The 17,600-nt window shown below is 53.4% G+C and carries 11 protein-coding genes and 1 pseudogene; all 12 read right to left on the reverse strand.

What is annotated here, in order from left to right:
• Nucleotides 1–6: 6 nt before the first annotated feature.
• Nucleotides 7–282 (reverse strand): hypothetical protein, encoded by a 276-nt coding sequence (locus C7J97_RS06455; protein WP_113992353.1) that lies wholly within the window; start codon nt 280–282, stop codon nt 7–9.
• A gap of 108 nt (nt 283–390) precedes the next feature.
• A complete protein-coding gene (locus C7J97_RS06460; protein WP_113992343.1) occupies nt 391–723 on the reverse strand; it encodes a plasmid mobilization protein in 333 nt (110 codons plus the stop codon).
• A complete protein-coding gene (locus C7J97_RS06465) occupies nt 720–8,309 on the reverse strand; it encodes a MutS N-terminal domain-containing protein (RefSeq protein ID WP_455709112.1) in 7,590 nt (2,529 codons plus the stop codon). Before C7J97_RS06465 ends, C7J97_RS06460 begins: the two co-directional genes overlap by 4 nt.
• 79 nt (nt 8,310–8,388) lie before the next feature.
• Complete coding sequence (locus C7J97_RS06480; RefSeq protein WP_113992345.1) at nt 8,389–8,781, reverse strand: hypothetical protein; 393 nt, start codon at nt 8,779–8,781, stop codon at nt 8,389–8,391.
• A 187-nt stretch (nt 8,782–8,968) separates the two neighbouring features.
• Nucleotides 8,969–10,090, reverse strand: coding sequence for a DUF4062 domain-containing protein (locus C7J97_RS06485; protein WP_170126642.1), 1,122 nt, complete (start codon nt 10,088–10,090; stop codon nt 8,969–8,971).
• 178 nt (nt 10,091–10,268) lie between these two features.
• On the reverse strand, nt 10,269–10,472 hold the full coding sequence (locus C7J97_RS06490) for a transposon-transfer assisting family protein (RefSeq protein WP_097779582.1): 204 nt from the start codon (nt 10,470–10,472) through the stop codon (nt 10,269–10,271).
• The gene (locus tag C7J97_RS14985; protein ID WP_170126643.1) at nt 10,462–11,730 is read right to left on the reverse strand and encodes a YodL domain-containing protein; all 1,269 of its coding nucleotides are present in this window, start codon (nt 11,728–11,730) and stop codon (nt 10,462–10,464) included. The genes C7J97_RS06490 and C7J97_RS14985 overlap by 11 nt, the downstream gene beginning before the upstream one ends.
• Nucleotides 11,730–13,771, reverse strand: a pseudogene (locus C7J97_RS06500) (DNA topoisomerase 3). The gene C7J97_RS14985 and the pseudogene C7J97_RS06500 overlap by 1 nt, the downstream one beginning before the upstream one ends.
• 99 nt (nt 13,772–13,870) lie before the next feature.
• Nucleotides 13,871–14,608: a DUF4366 domain-containing protein gene (locus C7J97_RS06505; protein ID WP_113992347.1), complete on the reverse strand. Its 738-nt coding sequence runs from the start codon at nt 14,606–14,608 to the stop codon at nt 13,871–13,873.
• Nucleotides 14,592–14,858, reverse strand: a complete 267-nt coding sequence (locus C7J97_RS06510) for a DUF4315 family protein (RefSeq protein ID WP_055191823.1) — start codon at nt 14,856–14,858, stop codon at nt 14,592–14,594. Before C7J97_RS06510 ends, C7J97_RS06505 begins: the two co-directional genes overlap by 17 nt.
• A 13-nt stretch (nt 14,859–14,871) precedes the next feature.
• Nucleotides 14,872–16,605: a CD1108 family mobile element protein gene (locus C7J97_RS06515; RefSeq protein ID WP_113992348.1), complete on the reverse strand. Its 1,734-nt coding sequence runs from the start codon at nt 16,603–16,605 to the stop codon at nt 14,872–14,874.
• Nucleotides 16,602–17,600: VirB4-like conjugal transfer ATPase, CD1110 family (locus tag C7J97_RS06520; RefSeq protein WP_423240878.1), on the reverse strand; the 999-nt coding region annotated here is incomplete at its 5' end. The genes C7J97_RS06515 and C7J97_RS06520, both read right to left, overlap by 4 nt.

Genomic DNA, 17,600 nt, shown 5'->3' on the forward strand with positions numbered 1-17,600 from the left:
AATCCCTCACAATCCGGCAACCCAGCCACTAAAGCGCTCTGCTGCATCTGCGATCACAGCGCCCATAAAAATCAACACAAAGCAACCAAACTCCGCCACCAGCAAAATCAGAAACTGCAGCCACTCCCGGCAGTACAGCGTATAAAGACCGCAGCCGAAAATATACAGCATGGGCAGAGCCAGCACGAACGCCGACAGGTTCAGCGTCCATTTCAGCATCAGCGCAAGGAAAGCCGTAAGCAGCCAAAACGGGAAAACGATCATCTTAAAAACGAACCTCATATCCAGCACCTACCTTTCTTTCACCCCGATTATAACGATATCAACTATTGCGTTGCAAGGATGTCAACCCTTATGTAGCCCCGCAGTCCTCCAACTGCGGGAAAAATTTTAGAGTTCTGCCAGCCGGGAAAGAATCTGCCGACCAATCTCAATCAGCTCATCCAGCCGCTGCCGCAGGTCCTCCATGTCGGCGGCGTAGACTTTGCCGCACTCGTTGGCACGTTTGGCGTACTGGTTCAGGTTGTTGCTGCACATCTGCAAAAGATATGCCATGCGCCGTAGTTGCGGCAGGTCAAGGTTCAGACAGTAGCCGTCCAGCGCCATCTTGCGGATATAGGCACTCAGGCTGCGGATGCCCATGCCCAGCATTTTCTCATAAATGCGGTTCTTCTCGGCTTTTGTGGTTCTCAGGATAATGATTTCATCCCGCTTTTCCCTCACCGGGCATCACCGTCCTTGTCGTAATAACTGCGGAAGGGCTTCACCGGCTCCGGCTTGTCCGATTTTTCTTCCAGTGCCGCCAGCACCGAGGGGCGGCGAGGTGCATCCTCCTGTTCTTCCTCGTCCTGTTCCGGCTCATGGTGCTTTTCGTCCACATCCAACTGGGCGTTCAGCTCCGCAAGCCGTACAGATTTCTCTGCCAGTTCTTCCTCCTGCGGGAAGGGCTTTTCCACTTCGATTTGCGCCGCTGCCTGCTGCTGATGCAGAGTGGCTAGTTCATTCTCAGCAGAGTTAATGCGCTCCGGGAAGTTGTTCAGCGAATTATCCAAACGGATAATGTTGCCCAGCGGGTCGGTGCCCAGTGCTACCGGGTACCTCCGCTGACCCTTCAGAATCGCCTGATATTCGCTGCGGAAGGTATCGAACCGCAGAGACAACTCAAAGCCCCGGTAGCTGCCGATGACTTTTTCCTCGGCGTTGGGCAGTTCGGAACAAGCAAGCACCAGACGCTCACCAGCGGTCTTTTTCTCATCGTAGGTCACGCCCTTGATGGTCATGCCGCAGAAACCCTCTTGCACCTGCGGATGGGCGGCGGCAAGCTGTGCGTCCGCTTTCACCCCAGCAATATAGGCGTTCGTTTCCTGAATGTCAGCCGGGAATTTGGTCAGCAGCTTGTCTTGCAGACGGAATTTCTGGCTCTGGTGGTCGGCTTTCAGAACTTTGAGTTTTGCGACCTGAACATCCAAATCCATCTTCTCCTTGATGAGCGGATTTCCGGCACACAATGCCTTGATCTCCGCATAGGAAAGCGCCTGTTCGTCTACATCCTCGCAGGAGCGCACCGGAGATTTGCTGGTCATGATTTGGCTGATAAATCGCTGTTTATTCTCAAGGGTCTGGAACAAGTACGAGTCAAATGTCCCTTCGGTGACGTAGTTGAACACCTTGACTTCCTTGTTCATGTTGCCCTGCCGGATGATGCGACCATTGCGCTGGGTCATATCACTGGGTTTCCAGCCGACATCCAGATGATGCACTGCCACAAGACGCTGCTGCACATTGGTTCCTGCGCCCATTTTTGCCGTGCTGCCCAGCAGGACGCGCACATCGCCGGAGCGCACTTTGGAGAACAATGCCGCCTTTTTTGCTTCGGTATCTGCGTTGTGGATAAACTCGATCTCGTTTTCCGGCACACCGGCGGCAATCAGCTTTTTGCGAATGTCCTCATAGACATTGAAGTTGCCATCGTTCTTTGGTGTCGAGAGGTCGCAGAACAAAAGTTGGGTCAGCTTCTGGTCTTTGCCCTCCTCCCAGATTTTCAACACATTTTGAACGCATACGTTCAATTTGCTGTTGGGATCATCTGGCAGCATGGGGTTCATCAAGCGAACGTCCAAGCCGATTTTTCTGCCGTCGTTTGTGACGCAGAGCATATTGTCCACGGAGGCATCTACTGCACCGGAGTGGATTTCTGCGGCACGTTTACTCAGTTCCTGCACCATTTCCTTTTGAATTTCGGACGGCTTTGCCACCACGGTTTCAAACTTTGCTTCGGGCACCGGCAGATGAAGCTGGTCGCTAGTTTTAATGTCCGCAACCTCCTTGAACATGGACATCAACTCCGGGAGGTTGAAAAACTTGGCAAATCTCGTTCTCGCCCGATATCCTGTACCTTCCGGCGCAAGCTCGATGGCGGTGGTGGTCTCTCCAAAAGTGGATGCCCAGCAGTCGAAGTGGGTCAGCTTTTTCTGCTGCAAGGTGCTGTACTGCAAATACCGCATGACCGTGTACAGTTCGGTCATGGAGTTGCTCACGGGGGTGCCGGTGGCGAACACCACGCCCCGCCCGCCGGTGATCTCATCCAGATAGCGGCACTTGCCGAACATATCGCTGGATTTTTGCGCTTCGCTGGTGGATAATCCTGCGACATTGCGCATTTTTGTCGTGAGGAAAAGGTTCTTGTAAAAATGCGACTCGTCCACAAACAGGCGGTCAACACCCAGTTGCTCAAAGGTGATTACATCGTCCTTGCGCTCATCGGAGCGCAGTTTTTCCAGCTTGGTTTCCAGCGTTTTCCGGGTCTTTTCCATCTGCTTGATGGAGAAATTCTCGCCTGCGTGGGCTTTCAATTCGTTGATGGCGGCAAGGGTCTCGTAAATCTGCTCCTGAATGATGCGCTCCTGCCGCTCAAAGGACAGCGGAATACGCTCAAACTGGCTGTGCCCGATGATAACTGCATCGTAGTCGCCAGTGGCAATGCGGGCACAGAATTTTTTACGGTTGGCAGTTTCAAAGTCCTTGCGCCGTGCCACCAACAACTTGGCATTGGGGTAGAGGTTCAGGAACTCCGATGCCCACTGCTCCGTCAGGTGATTGGGCACTACGAAAAGGCTTTTCTGGCACAAACCAAGGCGTTTTGCTTCCATAGCGGATGCCGCCATTTCGTAGGTCTTGCCTGCACCAACTTCGTGTGCAAGCAACGTATTACCGCCATAAAGCACATGGGCGATGGCATTTCGCTGGTGTTCCCGGAGGGTGATCTCCGGGTTCATGCCGACAAAATGGATGTGGCTTCCGTCATACTCACGGGGGCGGGTAGAATTGAACAGTTCGTTGTACTGCTTCACCAGTGCAATGCGCCGCTGAGGGTCTTGCCAGACCCAGTTGGCAAAAGCGTCCTTGATGACCTGCTGTTTCTGCTGCGCCAGCATGGTCTCTCGTTTGTTCAGCACACGTTTGGGCTTGCCCTCGGCATCCTCGATGGTGTCGTAGATACGGACATCCTTCAGGTTCAGGGTCTCCTCCAGAATCTTGTAGGCATTGGCACGGGATGTGCCGTAGGTCTCGGAGGAGATAATATCGCCACGCCCCATAGCCGTCTTGCCCTCCACACGCCACTCTGCGGTATACGGAGAATATCTCACCTTGACTGCATGGCGCAGATAGTAGGGAATCTGGAAGGTCTCGGTCATAAACTTCTGGATAATGTCCGGGGAAAGCCATGTTGCACCCAGCCGCACATCAATTTCGGATGCCTCCAGTTCTCTGGGCTGTGCTTTGGTCAGCGCATCCACATTGACCGCAAATTCCGGGTTCGTTTCGGCAGCGAACTGTGCCATCCGCAGTTTTGCCCGGACATCGCCGGACAGGTACTCGTCTGCCATCTGCCAGCCCGCTTCCGGGTCGGTTGGGTCAGCGGCAGGGTCCTTGAAGATCACACCGGAGAGTTCGCTGGTAATGCGCCCATACTCGCCGGGGGCGCCCAGCAGTTCCGCCATATAAGGCAGATCCACCTTGCCATGCTCCCCAATGGACACCGCCAATGCTTCGCTGGGGTTATCCACACTTGTGACAGTGCGCTCCGGGCGAATGGTGCGCTTGGTGAACATCGCCGCCTTGCTCTTGAGCTGCCCCTGCTCGTCCAGATTTTCCAGTGAACACAGCAGATAATAGGAAGAATCCTGTTCAAACAGCCGCCCGTTTTTGCGGTCGTTCAGCAAGCCGTATTTGGCAGCAAAGGCATCATAGGCGGCGTTCAAACGCTCCTGTGTTGCCTTGATATCGGCATCTGGGTAATCCTCCAACTGTTGCTGAATCAGGTCATTGACGATCTGCCGCAGTTCCACCATGCCGGTGACACGCCCCTTGGCGGTGTCGGAAAGTTCCACCTGCGTCATCACGGAGTTTTCCCGGTAGAACACCTCACCGTCCACCACCGTGTAGGAGAAGTTTTTGACCTCCGGGTCAGCCGGGAGAATGTGCTTCTCATTTTCGGCATCCGCAATATCTGGTGTTTCTACCTCAACTTCGGTGTATTGCCCCTCAATATGCTGTACCGCTTCTGCAAGCTGGTCGGCAAGGCTGATGCCCTCAAGGGGCGCAACCGTCAGTTCCTCTCGTCCATACTGGGTGCTTTCGGTGGAGAGTACGCCCAGAACCATCTCCGGGTGGTCCACAAAATACTGGTTGATGGCAAAGCCGTCCTCGGTCTTGCCAAGCTGCACCCAGTCCGGCTCATGGTCGATGGGGCGGTCACGCTTCTGCAAAAAGATAATATCCGAAACGACTTCGGTGCCTGCATTGGCCTTGAACGCATTATTCGGTAGACGGATAGCACCCAGCAGATTGGCACGCTCTGCCATGTGCTTGCGGGCGGTGCTGTCCTTGCTGTCCATGGTGTAGCGGCTGGTCACAAAGGCAATTACGCCGCCCGGTCTGATCTGGTCAATGGCTTTCGCAAAGAAATAATTGTGGATACTAAATCCCAGCTTGTTGTACGCCTTATCGTTGACCTTGTACTGACCAAAGGGAACATTGCCCACCGCTAAATCGTAGAAATCACGTCGGTCGGTGGTCTCAAAACCGGCTACGGTAATGTCTGCCTGCGGGTACAACTTTTGGGCGATGCGCCCGGTGATGCTGTCCAGTTCCACACCATATAGGCGACTGCCCACCATGCTATCCGGCAGCATTCCAAAGAAGTTGCCTACACCCATGGACGGTTCCAGAATGTTACCACTGCGGAAACCCATGTGCTCCACGGCATTGTAAATGCCACGGATCACGGTGGGGCTGGTATAGTGGGCGTTCAGAGTAGAAGCGCGAGCGGCGGCGTATTCATCCTCAGAGAGCAGTTCTTTCAGCTGGGTGTACTCGGCAGACCAATTTTCCTTGTTGGGGTCAAAAGTGTCTGCCAGACCGCCCCAGCCCACATATTGCGAAAGTACCTGTTGCTCCTCGGCGGTGGCACCCCGGTGCTCCTCTTCCAGCTTGAACAGGGTACGGATGGCTTCGATGTTCCGGGCGAATTTCTGTTTGGGGCCTCCGACACCCAAATCATCATCCGTGATGTGGAAGTTCCCGGCAAGTTCAAGTGTGGATCGTTCCGGTTCAACTGCATCCAGAGCAGGTGATTTTGAGCCAATCGTCTGAATCACAATATCATAAGGCATACGGTTTTCTTCAGCAGGGTATATGGCAACCGTTTTTACAGTATCATCTAGCTGCGTAGTAACCTGTTCATTCTGCCGCAAGCCATCCTCGAATTGTCGTTTGTTGATAACTTCGTTATCCCATGACTGCCCCTGCGCACTGGTGTCGATGCGAACATCCGTTTCACCTACATAGCCAATTTTCCCCTCGATGGTTCGGGTAGGAAGGTCAACGATAGCATTGTCACCGACCTTGTAATCGGGCAGGGGGAGTCCCATCATATCCTGCTCCTCGTACAACTCCCGGACAACCGCCAGCGGCTCTTCCCGGAAAATTGGCATCCGCATTTTTGCCAGTGCCACATCCTGCAGGGTAACGCTGCCCTTATCGAAGTTGACGTTATCCACCCGGAAGGTTCGCCCTTCCATGTGGACGGTAGTGCCCAGCGGCAGATAATCCTCCCGGCGCAGGTACTTGGTCTGGTGATGGGTGCCGTCCTCGTTCAGCCCGGCAAGATAGACATTCTCGCCGCACTGCCACAGTTGTTTGGCACGGTATGCCCACTGGTCGCGGGGAAAACCGGTGACCGGGACTGTGCCCAATTCCGTTTCCTTTTCCAGCAGCTTTCCACCTACAAGTTCGCAGACCTTCCGGGCATCCTCGCCGTAAAACTCAAACTGACCGCCCTGTTCAAAACCCACCAGCGCATCCGGGTGCTGCTCCTTCAGGGTGTTATACTCGGTGGCGGCATCCAGCGGCAACAGTGCCGGGTGCTCCTCCGCCTTGTTGTGGTAATGCTCCAGTTCCTCGTCCGTAACGCTGACCAGTTCCGAAAAATCCAGTGCTTCCAACTCGGTCTCGGTCAGTTCTTCCAGACTTTCGTACTGGCGTTCGTCTATCAGCACCTCGCCCAGATACCGCTCCACACGGTATCCCACCAAATCCACATTAACTTGAATGGGAATATCCTCATCGGTGGCGTTGGTGTAGGCAACGCCGATCTTGGACAGGTCAGAAAAGTCCGGCTCAGAATCATATTCTTCCTGACAAAATTCCCGGATCAGGTTTTTTGCATGGGTCAGGGTGGCATCTGGCTCTGCGCTGACGGGCGGCGTGTAATGCTCCTTTTCCTTGTCCGTCAGGTAGCGGTCGGACTGGATCATCAGGTCGATATACTGTTCCACCTGTGCCCATTTCAGGGTGATTTTTTGGTGGTCAGGGTAACGCTCGAATTCCAGCCCTTTCCAGTCATGGTTGACAAAGCCTCTGCTGCCGTCCAGAAAATCGTGGGAGTGCCCACCGATGCCGTATTCCTTTGCCAGTGCCTTGGCACGGAGATTGCGATCAGGCTGGCTCTGGTACAGTGCCATAATGCGCTGCTTACCGCCTGCAAATCCTGAACCATGCTTACGCAATTCGTTTTCGATTTCAGCCTGCGACAAAACAAAAGCGGAGGGCGATTTTTCGCTCTCCGCTTGGTCGATGGATTCAATTTGTTTGGCTTCGGTGGGAATGTGGGCATCGAAGAAACTTAACTGTAAATCAGTTCGTTCTGCACCAGTTCCTCGGCCTGTGCTTTCAGACTGTTCATGTGCTGCACCCATGCCATCTGATTCTGCTCCTTGTCCGGGGCCGGGTTCTGTTTCAGAAGCTGCGCCATGGTCTGCTGCATCCGGTTCTCTGCCGTCTGCTCCACCTCCATCAGGTGCGGGTACAGGCTCCCGTTCAGGAGCATCGTGTTGTACAGCACTGGGCGATGGTCTTTCAGGTACGTCCGGCGCAGCCTGCCGTACTTGCCCAGCGGCTTCCGGGGCTGGTTCAGGGTCAGGTTCGGGAGAAGGTAATCCCCGGTCTGCGTGTAGTTCAGATTGCTGCTCATATTCATATTGGCTCCTTTCGTTATTTCTGCGGCGGATGGTGGTTTTCACTGTGCGCTCAATTTGGCGTAAGACCTCCCGGCTCATGTCGCTGACGGCTGCGCCGAGGGCGTAAACACTATCCGGGGTGGAAAAATTGTAGATTGCCTGAAAATCGTTCTTGTCGAACCACCCGGCAGGCTCAAAACCGCAGCGTTCCAGCAGCGTGTAGGTGACGCTGATGGCGGCAGCGGACTTGAACTGCATCTCCACCCCGGCTTCATCATAATTCATCAGGAGCGAGCCGTCAACGATGGCACGGATGTCGCCGCCGTTGTTGTCCCAGTAATCTGCCACCAATTTTCCGGCAACATCCGCAAGCTGCTGGCTGACACGCTCTCCGCTGATGCCGTAGGTGGCGGCGAGCATTTCCGAAACCGGCTGTTTCAGGTCGTCGTTGTACTGCCACACCTCCGGGTCACGGGAATTGCGGCGCACCCCGGTGTCGCTTACGTCAAAGACGTAATGCAACCGGGGAAATCCGCTGGATTCGTCCAGCAGGGCGATACCCTTGGCACCCCGGCGCACATAACGGTTCATCCGGTTGTTCCAGATGTCAAAGTCGGCGCAGGCGGTGGCATCCGGGCGCTGGGCGTAGATCATGAGCTGGTCCGCAAAACTGTACTTGTACAGCCGGGATGCGGTGGTCAGGTAGTCCGTCCAGCTTTCCCAGTACCGGGTCAAGCCGTTCGCCGTGCGCTGGGCAAGGGCGAGATATTCTTCGGTTTTGCTTGGCATTTTAGCCTCCTTTCAGCTCTGTGATAAACAAAAAAGCGAGCGGCCTTTTCAGGTCACTCGCTATGGAATCTACGATACTTTATTCGTGTTTTGCGGCAAACTTTTCTGCCATCTCCAGCAGGCGGTCAAAGGTCTGCTTTTCTTCCGGTTGCTCGATCAGTTTTGCAAGCAGGACACGGAACACATCAGTGCTGTCCTGTCCCAACGTAACTGCAACTTTTTCAATGCAGTCGTGCAGCTTCTTGACCGCTTCATCGGAGGGTTTGGATTTTGCAAGCAGGTCGGACAGGTAGCTGATGAAGGGATAGGTAGAATCATCATTGATAATCTCGTTGGTCTCCTCGATGATCTTCTGATTTTCCTCTGGTGAAATTTCACCTCTCTGGTTCAGAATCTCGCGAGAAGAAGTGCGCCCTTTCAAAAAGGTGGCAAAAAGCAGGCGGTCGATGGGTGATCTTTTTTTGTTATCCATTGGCTATCCTCCGCTTTCAATGTTTCTGTGCATTAAAACTGGCTTTAGTATAGCATGAATGGAAGTATTCTATCAAGCCCACTTTCTTGAGGGTTATGAAAAATTTCGGAACAATGCCCTATGACATTATCCCAGTTGACAATCATCGACAAACTGGAATTCGAGGATACTTTATGTATATGAAATATTAATCTTCAAACTCTTTTAGCTCGTCAAGCGGGTTTTTTGAGGTATCAATTCCCATACCAGCCTTCAACCAATCTGCTTTACTGTAGCCAGTTTTTGTCAATTCAAATATTTCGCCTTTATACCCGACAGCTTTAACCAATCCCCATTTGATAAGCCGGTCTAACGCTTCTATCCATCTTGCTGATTCTCTTTTTGAGTTGTCAGCCATGAACTGTTTACCAGATGTAAAAATCTGAGCAGGCGAGCTAAGTGTCTGTGTCTTTATGATTTGACCATCACCATCAGCTGCATACACTAACAGAAAAGCAGAGTCCACAGGAATGTTATCAACGTCATCTTGACCTATAACTGATTTATCTCCCGCTGGATTTCCAATGATTAATGTGTCGTTTTCGACCTGAAATAATTTATCGATATCTTCACTCGTTACTGTGGGGATTTTCTCCCAACTTATCCGTTTATTCTCCATATCGGTGAGTTTACTGCCAAATTGAGACAACATGTCTTTCATTTCTTCTAACATTTTCTGTTGATGCTCTCCAAATTCAGCATTGACCTTGTTTCGCCCTTCTGCCTCTTCATTGATTACATCTACGATATCTCGATATCGAACCCATCCAGCAGAATCATCAACGTAGTTAATGGCATTTCTAAATGTCGAGGATGCTTTATACTTTAAACTATTTATATCCGTGAAAAAATCAACAGTATTTCTGTCGTTCTTTACCCTGTTTCTGAAGGTCTCCAACATTTTCATTTTCGTATATTTGTCATCTCCAATATCCTGTTCACTTTCAGTGATTGCTGAGGACTTCTTAATCAATACAAGCACCGGTAGTCCCTTGTCTTTTGCATAGTTGTATTCTTTCTCCGTGTAGCTTATACCTACTTCTTCATCGATTGAGCCATACCGCCCTCCAATAACAAGAAGGTAAAAATCGCACTCATCAATCATCTTTGTTATAACATTCCATTGGCTTGTAGGCGCAGCGTGAAATTGCTCCATTCCCACGGGAATGAAATTATTCTCAAGCGCTACCCCCATTAATGCCTGTCTTTCATTTTTAAGGTCTTCATAGGTAGAACTAATAAAAACAGAAAACTTACGTATATTTTTCATATCAATGTTTTCCTCGTATGTTTTTTTCATTTCACAGTATAATTAATTGTCCGGAAAGCCAAAATTTACCAACTCGCCAACTTCCGATTTGTCGAGTTCAGTATACCACCGAGTTCAGTATACCACACCGAACCCCATTGTAAAAGAGCCTATGTACGCCGCCCGCAGGCGGCAAAGATCAGTCCGGGGGAAATTCCAGTTCGGCAAACTCGGCATCGGTCAGCAGTTTCAGCTTCTCGATAACACCTTCCGACAGCTCCCGCAGGGCGGTTTCGTCGGGCATCAGGTAGCACTGCATCAGCCGCAACTCATGGATAAGCCCCAGTCGGGTGCCGGTGTTGTAGAGCATCATCAGCATGAGTTCTTCATGGTTAAAGTTCATGGCCGCTCCTTTCTTTTTTACATCCGCTGGGATTGCACTCCGGGGCATCGCACTTCTCTTTGAGATTCATCAGCACCGAAGGACGATCCGGCTTTGTATCCAGAAACCCCGGCAGTTCCTTGAAGCCGATGCTGTCCACATAGTGCGCTGAAATCTTCCCATCCTGATTCAGCATGATTACATCGCTGACCGACAGGCTGTGCCCATGGTAATCCGTCGGGCGGGCAAAGTTGAACTTCTGGTACAGTTGTTCCAGCAGTTCTGCTTGCGGAACGCTGCGCTTTCCTTCCGGGAGATTGCCCCGGTACAGGATCTCGTAATTCTCAACGGAGGGAGAGATGTTCTGCTTATTCAGATAGCGCATGGCGGCAAAGCGGAGCGCCAGGTCTGCATCCTGTTGCAGCTGCATGACCAGATAACAGTCGTGCCCGCTTTGCTGGAATTGCTTCATCCGGTATGACTGTATCTCATCTCGGTCTGCGAGTTTCTGCACAAATTCCTCTTGCGTGAGCGGAATGCAGTCCTTGTTCCGTAGGTTATGGCTGTACAGGATCTCATCCCGCACTTCTTCGATCATCAGTTCGGGCGCGTCAATTTTCCCGCGCTCCAACAGGCAGCAGTCGCCCTGATAGAGAGCGTAATTCCATGCACCGTCCTTTGCCTGCACGATGAGATAATAGTCATATTCCAGATTCCACGCCCGCTGCTCCTGCTGCGTTAAAGGCTCCGGCTCCACAATGCCACGGCTGCGTGCCATGCCCTCTGCAAATTCACAGATGTGCTGCACGGTGGACCCGATTTTCATGTGGTAGTCATCGAGGTATTCGACCTTCTCGGAGCGCTGATGCCCATCCGGGTAGGTTATCTGCACAACGCCACCGTCCGGCACACGGAACAACTCGTTGTACATTGGGTCGATGAACCGTACATCATTCTCCGGCAGAGAGCGCGGAGCCAGATTTCGGCGTTTGCGAACCCCGGAGCGAAACTTCTCCAAGGTGGTGACAGCGACATTCTGGATTCTTCCCACAGGCTCGTCCTGATGCTCTGCCAGATAGTACGCACGGGCAGTCTCGATGCGACGCTGGGTGTTGCCCAGAGCTTCCCGTGGAATCTGCCCTTCCTCCACCGGGAGCGGGCTGTTCTTGTCGAAAACCTCATACCCGACCCCTGCGAGATTTTCCCGCAGATGCAGATACGTCTGCTCATTGAGGAGGTAGACCGCCTCGTTGTCCTTTATCACAGCGTCATCCTTCATCAGTAGCCCCCTTCAAATTCCAGAGAAAACTTGCTGCGGCCATCCGCTTCACAGGACAGCAGCACGGTGGCGTTGTAGGTCTTGCCCTTGGCACTGCGGCACTCCTTCAGGCGGACACGGCCATCCCGCAGCAGCTTGTCCGCCACATGAGCATCCAGCCGCTTGCCCAGACGCTTGAAGAACGCATTGTCCTTCCACAGTACGAAACGGCACTCCCGGTTCTCGCAGAACCAGCCCTTTTCACGCTCCACGACAGGCTTACCGCAGTTCGGGCAGACACCAATAATTTTGTTTTTCATAAGCGCATTCGCTCCTTTCGCAGCCTCGGTGGTCGTTACCAGCGAGGAAATCATCTCTTTGATTTCAGTCATAAATTCACCCGGCTCCATTTCGCCACGTTCGATTTGCAGCAGCTTTGTTTCCCAATCGGCGGTCATTTCCGGGGATTGAATTTCTTCGGGCATCACGGTGATGAGGGCTTTGCCCTTGTCGGTGGGCAGCAGCACCTTGGTTTTCTTGGTGCCTTTCCGTTCCAGAAAGCCCTTCTGCACCAGCTTTTCGATAGTAGCCGCTCTGGTGGCCGGGGTGCCGATGCCCTGACGCTCCACGCCCTCCGGCATACTGTCCGCACTGGCGGTTTCCATAGCGTGCAACAGAGTGTCCTCAGTAAAATGCTTCGGCGGGGTCGTTTGCCCCTCCTTTAGCTCGGCGTTGAGAATGCCGCACTCGTTTTCCGCTGCATTGGGCAGGACGGTGAGCTCCTGTTTCCGGTTCAGAATGTCTGCCAGCACCTTGCGCTCCACCGCTTTCCAACCTTCCTCCAAAACCTCCTTGCCCTTGGCGGTAAATTCCTCCCCGGCACATTCGGTGGTCAGCAGAGTTTCCAGATACCGGAAGGGCTTGCTCACCGCCATCAGCGTCCGGGCGATGATGAGCTTCAGGACGTTCTGCTCCCCCTTGGGCAGTGCGTCCAGATCGGCTTGCAGCATACTGCGGGTGGGCAGGATGGCGTGGTGGTCGGTGACTTTTTCCCGGTTGACGGTGCACCGTGTCCGGGGCACAGCTTCGTCCACATTTTCCGGGGTAATGTCGAGAAAAACCTCCAGTGCCTCGGTCAGTTCCTCCAGCATTTCCTCGTCATCATCGGTGATATAGCAGCTATCAGTTCGGGGATAAGTGGTAAGTTTCTTCTCATACAGGCTCTGCACATAGTCCAGCGTCTGCTGTGCGCTGTACCCCAGCAGGCGGTTAGCATCCCGCTGAAGGGTAGTCAGGTCGTACAGCGACGGCGGACTCTCGGACTTTTCCTTGCGGGTGATGCGCTGGATCGTTGCCACCATCTCCCTTCGACAGGCTTCCAGCAAGTTTTCGGCAACGGCTTTTTCAGGAATGCGGCGGCTGGATGCCGTGCAGCCACTGGTCAGTTCCAGATCTACCGTGTAGAACTTCTCCGGCACAAAGGCGGAAATGGCAGCTTCCCGGACAACCGTCATGGCAAGTACTGGGGTCATAACACGCCCCACCGCCAGCGGTTGACCGTACAGGCACGAAAAAGCCGGGATGCATTGATGCCGACCATCCAGTCGGCGCGTTCCCGGCAGAGTGCTGCATTGTACAGCGCATCGTATTCAGTTGACGGTTTGAGATGGGCGAAACCTTCCCGGATGGCGGTTTCCTCCATGCTGGACAGCCACAGGCGGGAAAAGGGCTTTTTGCACCCGACTTGCTGATACACTAAGCGGAAGATCACTTCTCCCTCCCGGCCGGAATCGCAGCTGTTCACAATGCTCTCCACATCTGGGCGGTGCATGAGTTTTTGCAGGATACCGAACTGCTTTTTGGTGGACGCAGACACCAGATACTGCCACTTTTGCGGCAGGATGGGCAAATCTGCGAGGCTCCACTTAACGTACTTTTCATCGTAGATGTTGGGCGGTGCAAGCTCTACCAGATGACCAACGCACCAGCTTACCAGATAGCCGTTGCCCTCCAGATAACCGTCTTGACGGTGGGTAGCACCGAGGACTTTTGCGTAGGACATAGCGACAGATGGCTTTTCTGCTACAACTAGAATTGAAATAAGCGATCCCTCCAATCTGTTTTCATTTGGATATGTACGGCGGCAAACGCCGCCTTGAAATCAGATAGGTTCAGTATCCGCTTCGTCCGGGGCTTCGTCCTCGTCCGGCACATCGGTCGGAATCTCAAAATCGCCCTTGTCCTCGGTGTAGTTAGCATCCGGGTCAAGGGCTTCTTTTTCTGCCTGCTTTTTCTGCTTCTGCTTTGCGAAAGCGTAGAAAATGCCGCCTGCCACAAGTGCAATCAGCACGACTACGCCCAGAAAGCCGGATGCGATCTTTGTGACCTTGTTTTCCTTGGGCTGTTCCTCGCCGGATGCCGCCGCTTCTTCTGCGGCTTTCTTGGCTTCTTCCTCGGCTTTCAGTTTGTCCTGCTCTGCCTGTGCCGCTGCTTCCTTTTCAGCGGTGTAGGCATCAGCATCTTCCTCCTCCATCAGAGCCAGAAGGTCCGCTTCGTCCACCAGATTCATAAAGTGGACGGTCTGCTGCCCTTTGGCGTTGCGGTCAATGACCAGATAGAAGGTGTTGCCGGACTTGCTGACAAGCGTGATAAACTGCTGCCCGCTGCCATCCGAATAGTTAGTGTGGTAATCATCCACCAGCGTCAGATTGCCCTCCGGGGTCAAGGCACCGGTCTCCTCATCGGTCACGGTGACAACACCCTCCTCCACGACTTCCGGCAGAACCGGCTGCTCCACCGGGGCAACTTCTCCCTCAAAAGCAAAAGCGGGAGCCGCCATGCCAGCGCACAGTGCCGCCGATACCAGCAGCGCACCCAGTTTCTTAATCTTCATCTGCATCGACCTCCTTCTCAAAAGTTGCACCCACGGCAGACAGCGCAGCCGGGTTCGGGGTGGCAGTTGCCGACTGCCGCAGCAGGGCAGCAAGCTGTTCCGGTGTGACCTTTGCGGTCCGCACCATTTCGTTGACCTCGGCGGAATCCTCCTCCTGAATGCGCCGTTCCAGAATCTCGATGCGGTTGTTCAGTTTGATGCGGCGCTCCTTCTCTTTTTCCAGCATCGCCCGCAGCTTATCCGATTTTTCGCTCATATAACTCCTCCAATCATTTTGAAAGCCGTCCGAACCCAGCGAGATGCTTCTCCCAGTAGGACGAGTGAATGTTTGCGTACTTGATGGGGTCTCCGGCACTGACCATCATGCCGTTGCCCAGATAGATTCCAGTGTGGCTCATGCCGGGGGTGTCGTAGGTTCCTTTGAAAAAGACCAGATCTCCGGGCTTCGCTTCGGCCTCGCTGATGTGCTGGCTCTTGTTCCACAGACCGTTGGCGGTGGTGCGCCCCACATTGTAGCCGTTCTGGTTGTAGACCCAGCAAACGTAGCCGGAGCAGTCAAACCCGGTGTCCGGGGTGGAGCCGCCCCACACATAGGGTGTGCCCACATACTTTTGGGCTTCCTTGTAGATGGCAGCAAACTCGCTGTCCGTCAGGGCTTCTGCCGGAACCTGATAGTCGATGCCCGGTGTACCGGAGCCATCCGAGCCACCGGGCGGCAATCCGCCGTTGAATAGATAAGGTCTACCGCCCAAGGTATCTTGGAAAATCTCGTACCGTTTCCACTGGTCGGCATTCAATTCTTCCCGGATAACGACTTCCAGCCCTTTGTTCACCAGCTTTGTGTGAAAAATGCGGTACTCATAGGGCACCTGCGTGGGAACCGGGATTCCTGCCGGGCTGATGACCCAGACGGTCTTATACCGTATCTGCACCTCTACCCATGTGGTTAGCTTATACTGCTTTTTGAAGGTCTCCGTCAATTTGCCCTGCACTTCTGACCGGGTATAATCGTCATACAGAGTCGTGAGAAAAGAGGTCAACTGCCACGGGTCATGCTCGATGGGGTCGAGGTGGTACTGGTACTCGTTATAGCCGGGGTGGTCGGTGGGAGTGCGCTTGATCTTTTTATCTAGCTCCTTTTCCAGCTTCTTGTAGTCCTGTTCTGCGCCCCGGATGTCCCGGTCCTCGGCAGAGTACATGGTCTGCCCGGATACCTGTGTACCGCCCGAAAAGAGGATGCCGCAGGAGGAAAAACCAGACATGACCATGAGGATGAGCAAAAGAAAAACGCCCACGATCACCAGAACGTGTGCGTTGCTCTTGGCGGCATTCATCAGCCCCTTTACAGCGGTGCTGACGGCGGTTTTGCTCTTTTCTACGGCTTGTTCTACGCCAGACCGGGCGGCAGATGCACCGTTGGATGCCGCTTTGCCGCCTGCGGTCTGCGCCGCCGTGCCCGAACGGGCGGCGGCATAGTAGCTTTTGTGAATTTCTTGCCGCTGTTTCCAGCGTGAGAGCCAGTTGGAACCACCCTCTCCGGTGCCGGATGCGCCTGCATCTTGTGCCGCAGTCGGCTCCGGTGCAGTAGATTTTGCGGTTTGGTCACTTTTCTTGCCCTTCATCTTGGCTTTCTTCTTGAGCTTCCGGGCATAGCGGCTCTTGGAAATATCCCGGACATTTCCCGCCGCTTTTTCGCCCTCGCTTAAAGCCTGCACACCGACGTTTTCGTCCTCGTACTGGTCAACCTCCCGATGCACCGCAGACCGGGCGGCATGGGCGGCGTACATTTCTCGCTTCTGTGCCTTGCTCAACCGGCTCAACTCGTCCGGGGTCAGTTCCGCCTTGCCAAACCGCAGATGCTGTGCCTTTTCCGCAGCTTTATCCGCATCGGTTTTCAGCTTTTTCTTTTTGGGCACCGATTGCTCCACCTTGGTTTTCTTCGGGGGAGAACGGGTCTTTTTGGTTGACGTTTCCTCTTTGATGTTCAGCTTCGGTTCACTCATTTCTGTGCGCCCTCCGAGACCTCACCCAACTTGGTGGTCATGATGCGGTAGAGTTCCAAATCAGTGGGAAAACGGTCAACGAACGGAAGAATGACATTGCCGAAAAACAGCAGCCCTTCGCCCTCGCCGGAATGGGTGACGTAGGAAAGCTGATGGGGCGAAATATTGAGTTGCTTTGCGAGGATCTGCCGGTCTCCCGCCGCCTGATTCAGCATGATGATCATGTCCGAATTTTCAAAAATATTCTCGACCTCACGAGAAGAAAGAAGGTCTTTGACGTTCTGGGTCAGCCCCGTGGGAATACCACCCCACTTACGGAATCGCTTCCAGATCTCGACGGAATAAGCGGCAGTCTGCTCCTCTTTTAAGAGAAGGTGCATCTCGTCCATATAATACCGTGTGGACTTTCCGCTGCTGCGGTTTGCCGTGACACGCCCCCAGACCTGATCCTGCACAATGAGCATACCGAGTTTCTTCATCTGCTTGCCCAGTTCCTTGATGTCGTAGCAGACGATGCGGTTATTGACGTTCACATTCGTGCGGTGGTTGAACAGGTTCAGACTGCCCTTGACGTAGATCTCCAGTGCGGTGGCAACATGGTGGGCTTCTTTCTCGTCCTGTTGGAGCAGGGCATTGTACAAGTCCTCAAGGATGGGCATATTCTCCGGGCAGGGGTTCGCAAAATATTTGCGGTAGATCAGATGCACACAGCGGTCGATGACGGTTTTCTCCACCGGCAGCAGCCCTTCTTTGCCGCCCACCACCAGTTCACACAAAGAAAGAATAAAGTCAGCTTTCAGGGAAAGCGGATTATCTTCCTCCGAATAGTTGGTGTTGATGTCCATGGGATTGATGAACTGGGTGCTGTTGGGGCTGATTTTGATGACCTGACCTTTCAGCCGATTCACCAGAGGAGAATAATCGGCTGGGTCAGCGGTGTTACCACCGCCTTCCCGCCTAAGAACCGTACGTGACAGTTTCCCGTCATACGGCTC

This window comes from Faecalibacterium prausnitzii, assembly GCF_003324185.1.
Taxonomy (GTDB): domain Bacteria; phylum Bacillota; class Clostridia; order Oscillospirales; family Ruminococcaceae; genus Faecalibacterium; species Faecalibacterium prausnitzii.

Coding starts and splice junctions, on each gene's coding strand:
- C7J97_RS06455 (WP_113992353.1), bottom strand. CDS start 282: ATGAGGTTCGTTTTTAAGATGATCGTTTTCCCGTTTTGGCTGCTTACG.
- C7J97_RS06465 (WP_455709112.1), bottom strand. CDS start 8,309: ATGCCAAGCAAAACCGAAGAATATCTCGCCCTTGCCCAGCGCACGGCG.
- C7J97_RS06480 (WP_113992345.1), bottom strand. CDS start 8,781: ATGGATAACAAAAAAAGATCACCCATCGACCGCCTGCTTTTTGCCACC.
- C7J97_RS06485 (WP_170126642.1), bottom strand. CDS start 10,090: ATGAAAAATATACGTAAGTTTTCTGTTTTTATTAGTTCTACCTATGAA.
- C7J97_RS06490 (WP_097779582.1), bottom strand. CDS start 10,472: ATGAACTTTAACCATGAAGAACTCATGCTGATGATGCTCTACAACACC.
- C7J97_RS14985 (WP_170126643.1), bottom strand. CDS start 11,730: ATGAAGGATGACGCTGTGATAAAGGACAACGAGGCGGTCTACCTCCTC.
- C7J97_RS06505 (WP_113992347.1), bottom strand. CDS start 14,608: ATGCAGATGAAGATTAAGAAACTGGGTGCGCTGCTGGTATCGGCGGCA.
- C7J97_RS06510 (WP_055191823.1), bottom strand. CDS start 14,858: ATGAGCGAAAAATCGGATAAGCTGCGGGCGATGCTGGAAAAAGAGAAG.
- C7J97_RS06515 (WP_113992348.1), bottom strand. CDS start 16,605: ATGAGTGAACCGAAGCTGAACATCAAAGAGGAAACGTCAACCAAAAAG.